General features: G+C 71.4%; 3 protein-coding genes and 1 pseudogene. All 4 read left to right on the top strand.

Features of this window, described 5'->3' with window-relative positions:
• A pseudogene (locus tag BD833_RS22560) lies at window positions 1–240 on the top strand (methyl-accepting chemotaxis protein); the annotation flags it as partial.
• Between the two features lie 277 nt (window positions 241–517).
• Window positions 518–2,134 (top strand): methyl-accepting chemotaxis protein, encoded by a 1,617-nt coding sequence (locus BD833_RS22555; protein WP_166535406.1) that lies wholly within the window; start codon window positions 518–520, stop codon window positions 2,132–2,134.
• 309 nt (window positions 2,135–2,443) lie between these two features.
• Entirely contained in the window at window positions 2,444–4,105 is a 1,662-nt protein-coding gene (locus BD833_RS22550) for a methyl-accepting chemotaxis protein (protein ID WP_166535405.1), read from the top strand.
• Between the two features lie 298 nt (window positions 4,106–4,403).
• A partial coding sequence (locus BD833_RS22545) for an MCP four helix bundle domain-containing protein (protein WP_166535404.1) occupies window positions 4,404–5,474 on the top strand: 1,071 nt, incomplete at its 3' end.

Here is a 5,474-nt window from a genome sequence, read left to right as displayed (position 1 = left end):
TCCGACCGCCAGACCACGATCGCCTCGGCGGTGGAGGAGCAGACCGCCACCACCAACGAGATGTCGCGGTCGGTGCAGGAGGCCGCCGGTGGCACCACGCAGATCGCGGAGAACATCTCCGGGGTCTCCACCGCCGCGGACTCCACCACCCAGGCGCTGACCCAGACCCGCACCGCCGTCGACGAGCTGTCCCGGATGGCCGCCGACCTGCGCAGCACCGTGGGCCGCTTCACCTACTGAGAGACAGCGCAGCACCCGCATCGCCGGTGGTGCCCGGGAGATCCCGGGCACCACCCCGATGTGCATTTCGGCACCAGGTGCCCGCCGCCTCGCCTTAGGCGATGAGCGACGTGTCGACATGGGAGGAACGGTCACCGGACAAATGTGCGAGGTGTGCCCGACACGCCACGTTGCAGCCGTTCCAGGCCCGTTTCCCCGCCATTCTCCTTCCGGGAGCCACCACCCTCGCAGCCGTCCCGTTGCTGCGATCCCCCCTCTTCTTCGCACAGGAGTCGTCATGAGTTCTCGTTCTTCCCGGACGCGTCTGCCGGGTGGTGGTGGCTGGTTCGCCGACCGCCCCCTGGGCGTCCGCATCGGTGCCGTGGTCGCGTTGCTCCTCGTCGTGCTGGGGGGCGCCGACGCCCTCGCCATCTCCCGCATGAGCGAGATGCAGGGGGACCAGGAGCGGATCTACGCCGAGAACCTCAAGCCGCTCAACTCGCTCTCCGCCGTGCAGCGGGCGACCGCCGCCCACCGTGCCCGCGTGCTCGAGTACGCCGTCTCCGACCCGGCGCGCCGGCAGGAGCTGATCGGCGAGATGGCCAAGAAGCAGGCCGACGTCGAGACCGCCCTCGCCGAGTACGAGCCGTTCGTCATCGACCAGGCCGCCATGGACAAGTACCTGGGCGCCCGCGAGCAGTTCCTGGCCTCCAACACGGCGCAGCTGTTCCCCGCGGCCGACGCGGGTGACCTCGCCACCTACGCACAGATCTACCGCGAGGTCTCCAGCCCGCTGCTGAGCGACATCGCCGACGGGCTCGAGGAGGAAGGTGTCGCCCAGTCCGCCGAGGCCGCCGAGCGCAACGCGGAGGCGAACGAGGACGCCAGCTCGGCCACCCAGCTGCTGTTGATCGTCTCCGGGCTGGCGGCGCTGGCGGCCGTGGGCCTCACCGTCCTGGTGGTCCGCCGCATCAACCGCACCGTCCGTGCCGTCCAGACCACCGCCGAGGCCATGGCCGCCGGCGACCTGACGACCGCCACGAACGTCACCAGCAAGGACGAGCTCGGCCGCATGGCCGCGTCGCTGGACAGCGCGCAGGCCAGCCTGCGCGAGGTGCTCGGCTCCGTCGTCGCCTCGGCCGACGCGGTGGCGGCCAGCAGCGAGGAGCTGTCGGCGTCGTCGGCGCAGATCTCTGCCTCGGCGCAGGAGACGTCCGCGCAGTCCGGTGTCGTCTCCGGTGCCGCGGAGGAGGTGTCCCGCAGCGTGCAGACCGTGGCCGCGGGGGCGGAGGAGATGGGCGCCTCGATCCGGGAGATCGCCTCGAACGCCGCGGAGGCCAGCCAGGTCGCCGCCCGCGCCGTGGACGCCGCCGCCGCCACCACCGCCACCGTCGCCAAGCTGGGTGACTCCTCGGCCGAGATCGGCAACGTCGTCAAGGTCATCACCTCGATCGCCGAGCAGACGAACCTGCTGGCGCTCAACGCCACCATCGAGGCCGCGCGGGCCGGTGAGGCCGGCAAGGGCTTCGCCGTGGTCGCCAACGAGGTCAAGGAGCTGGCGCAGGAGACGGCGAAGGCCACCGAGGACATCGCCAAGCGCGTCCTGGCCATCCAGGGCGACACCACCGCCGCGGTGGCCGCGATCGAGGAGATCAGCTCGATCGTCGCCCAGATCTCCGACCGCCAGACCACCATCGCCAGCGCGGTGGAGGAGCAGACCGCCACCACGAACGAGATGTCGCGGTCGGTGCAGGAGGCCGCGGACGGCACCGGTCAGATCGCCACCAACATCGCCGGTGTCTCCGGCGCGGCGGACTCCACCACCCAGGCGCTGAGCCAGACCCGTATCGCGGTGGACGAGCTCTCCCGGATGGCGTCGGACCTCCGCACCACCGTGGGGCGCTTCACCTACTGAGCACCTCCACCCGCGGATCGGCGCGGTGACCGGGACACCGGTCACCGCGCCGATCTGTCGTCGGGGGCAGGTGCCGCCGAGTCGCTCGACGGGCCGGGAAATGCGGTCGGAATCGGCCGGAACGGCGTCAAGTCGACACAGGAAAGTCGGTCACCGACCATTCTTCCGCGGGCCGCGCGACACGTCCGCAATTCCGTTCGTCATCGGAAGATTGCGCCCTAGGTTTCCCCCGTTCCCCCGCACGAGGCGCGCAGACACGAGCCGGCTGACGTGCGGCGCCGGCTCTCCCTTCCTCCCTGGAGCACAGTCATGACCGCAGCCGCCCGACCCGCGACCGCCCCTGGTGGCCGTCGCGCCGACCAGCCCGCCGGCCGGTCCGCTCTGTCCCGGTTGGCCGACCTGTCGGTCCGGACCAAGGTCCTCAGCGCGGTCGGGGTCACCGCCGCGGTCGCCGCCGGTATCGGTGCCCTCGGCATCTCCGGGATGAGCACCGCGGCTGCGGACGCCGACGAGCTGTACAGCAACAACTTCCAGGGCGCGATGAACGCCGCCGTCATGGACGGTCTCGGCAGCGACATCCGCGTGGCCGCCCGGGACGCGCTGCTCGTGCCCACGCCGGAGCTGACGCTCGAGCAGTACGAGAAGATGGACGGCTACCAGGCGGCGTTCGAGCAGGAGCTCGACGACTACGTCGCGGGCACCAGCCAGGCGGAGAAGCGAGCGGCCGCGGAAGAGCTGCGGGCGGACATCGTCGAGTACGTGGCCCTGCAGAACGAGCTCCTCAAGCCCCGCGCGCTGGCCAACGACGTCGCCGGGTGGAACCAGGTCAACACCGCGCAGGTGAAGCCCCTGATGGACGAGATCACCACCGACCTGCAGGAGCTGACCGACCAGGAGCTGGCCGAGGCGGGGGCCGCCGCCGGGCACATCGCCGCCGGCTACGAGTCCACCCGGACGACCACCCTCGTCGTCATCGCGGTGGGCATCGCGGTGGCCCTGGCGCTGGGCTGGTTCGTCGCCAGCGGCGTGGCGCGTGCGGCCCGGCGGGTGGAGGACGTGGCCGTCGGTCTGGCCGCCGGTGACCTGACGCGCACGGCCGGTCTGACGTCGAAGGACGAGCTGGGGCGAATGGGCTCGGCGCTGGACGAGGCGGTGGTGAACCTGCGCTCGGTGATGGCCACGGTGGTGTCGTCGGCGGATGCGGTGGCGGCGAGCAGCGAGGAGCTGTCGGCCTCCTCGGCGCAGATCTCGGCGTCGGCCGAGGAGACCTCCGCGCAGTCCGGTGTGGTGTCCGGTGCGGCGGAGGAGGTCTCCCGCAGCGTGCAGACGGTGGCGGCTGGTGCGGAGCAGATGGGCGCGAGCATCCGGGAGATCGCCAGCAACGCGGCCGAGGCCTCGGAGGTGGCCGCCCGCGCCGTCACGGCTGCGGAGACGACGACGGCGACGGTGGCGAAGCTGGGCGAGTCCTCGGCGGAGATCGGCAACGTGGTGAAGGTGATCACGAGCATCGCGGAGCAGACGAACCTGCTGGCGCTGAACGCCACGATCGAGGCCGCCCGCGCCGGTGAGGCCGGCAAGGGCTTCGCGGTGGTCGCCAACGAGGTCAAGGAGCTGGCGCAGGAGACGGCGAAGGCGACCGAGGACATCGCCCGCCGGGTGCAGGCTATCCAGGGCGACACCGGAGCTGCCGTCGACGCGATCGCCGAGATCTCCTCCATCGTCGCGCAGATCTCCGACCGCCAGACCACGATCGCCTCGGCGGTGGAGGAGCAGACCGCCACCACCAGTGAGATGAGCCGATCGGTGCAGGAGGCCGCCGGTGGGTCGGGGCAGATCGCGGAGAACATCACCAGCGTCTCCACCGCCGCGGACTCCACGACCCAGGCGCTGACCCAGACCCGCACCGCCGTCGACGAGCTGTCCCGGATGGCCGCCGACCTGCGCACCACGGTGGGCCGTTTCAGCTACTGACACGGACGGCGCCAGGGGCGCGGGGGGAGAGCGCGGGACCGGGTTACCGGTTCCGCGCTCTCGCGAGTCCCCGGCCCCTGCCATTCGATGCCCGAAGGCGCCATGTCGACACGTCAAGAATGGTCACCGACCATTCCGTGACACGCCGATGGGTCCATGGCAACAGAAGGGCCGTCCATTCCCTCTCGGCCGCCATGCTTTGTGCCGCACCCACCGCTCCGTCGTGGTGGGTCGAGCCGGCACGTGCCGTCGGCGTCGCAGTCCGGCTCCACACCCACGCACCCCAGCAGGAGAACCGATGAGCAGGACCCCCGCACGCCGTCGCTGGATCGCAGACCGCCCCATCGGTGTCAAGATCGGCATCGTGGTCGGTGCCCTGGCCGTCGTGGCCACGGGCACGAGCACGCTCGCCGTCACGCATCTCGAGGCGCTGGCGGCCGATCAGCGCACCATCTACGAGGAGAACCTCGAGCCGCTCACGGCACTGGCCGGGATCCAGCGCGCGAACGCCGGCTACCGGCAGCGGATGCTCGAGTATGCCGTTGCGGACCAGCCGCGCCGGATCGAGATGCTCCCGGAGTTCGACGAGAAGCTGGCCGACCAGCAGGCGGCCCTCGACGATTACGCACCTTTCGTCGTCGACTCCGCGGCGATGGCCGCCTTCGATGCCGCGGTGGAGGGGATGATCGCCAGCACCGAGACGCAGCTCGTGCCGGCGGCCGATGCCGGTGACCTGGTGACGTTCAACCAGGTGTTCCAGACCGTGTCCCGACCGACGATCGGCGATGCCGCCCAGGCCCTGGAGGACGAGGCTGCGGCGCAGTCGGCCCAGGCGGACCAGCGCAACCGAGAGTCCGCCGCGGAGGCGGACAGCGCTCGGACCCTGATCATCGCCTCGCTCGTGGCCGGTCTGCTGGTGACGGTCGGCCTGGCTTTCTGGATCATCCGGCGGATGCTCGCGACCGTGCGATCGGTGCAGGCCAGCGTGCAGGCGATGGCCGAGGGCGACCTGACGGTGGCGCCGGACGTCCGCGATCGCGACGAGATCGGCGAGATGGCGTCGGCGCTCATCGCTGCCCAGGGCGCCCTGCGCGAGGTGATGGCCGGAGTCGTGGGTGCTGCGGATGCGGTGGCGGCTTCTTCGGAGGAGCTGTCGGCGTCGTCGGCGCAGATCTCGGCGTCGGCGGAGGAGACCTCCGCGCAGTCCGGTGTGGTGTCCGGTGCGGCGGAGGAGGTCTCGCGCAGCGTGCAGACGGTGGCGGCTGGTGCGGAGCAGATGGGCGCCAGCATCCGGGAGATCGCCAGCAACGCGGCCGAGGCCAGCCAGGTGGCGGCGCGTGCGGTGACCGCGGCGGAGACCACCTCGGCG

Origin of the sequence: Blastococcus xanthinilyticus (assembly GCF_008124835.1) — a bacterium.
Lineage (GTDB): Bacteria > Actinomycetota > Actinomycetes > Mycobacteriales > Geodermatophilaceae > Blastococcus > Blastococcus xanthinilyticus.
Note: the sequence above shows the minus strand (reverse complement) of the source record. Positions and strands in the feature narration are given on the sequence as shown.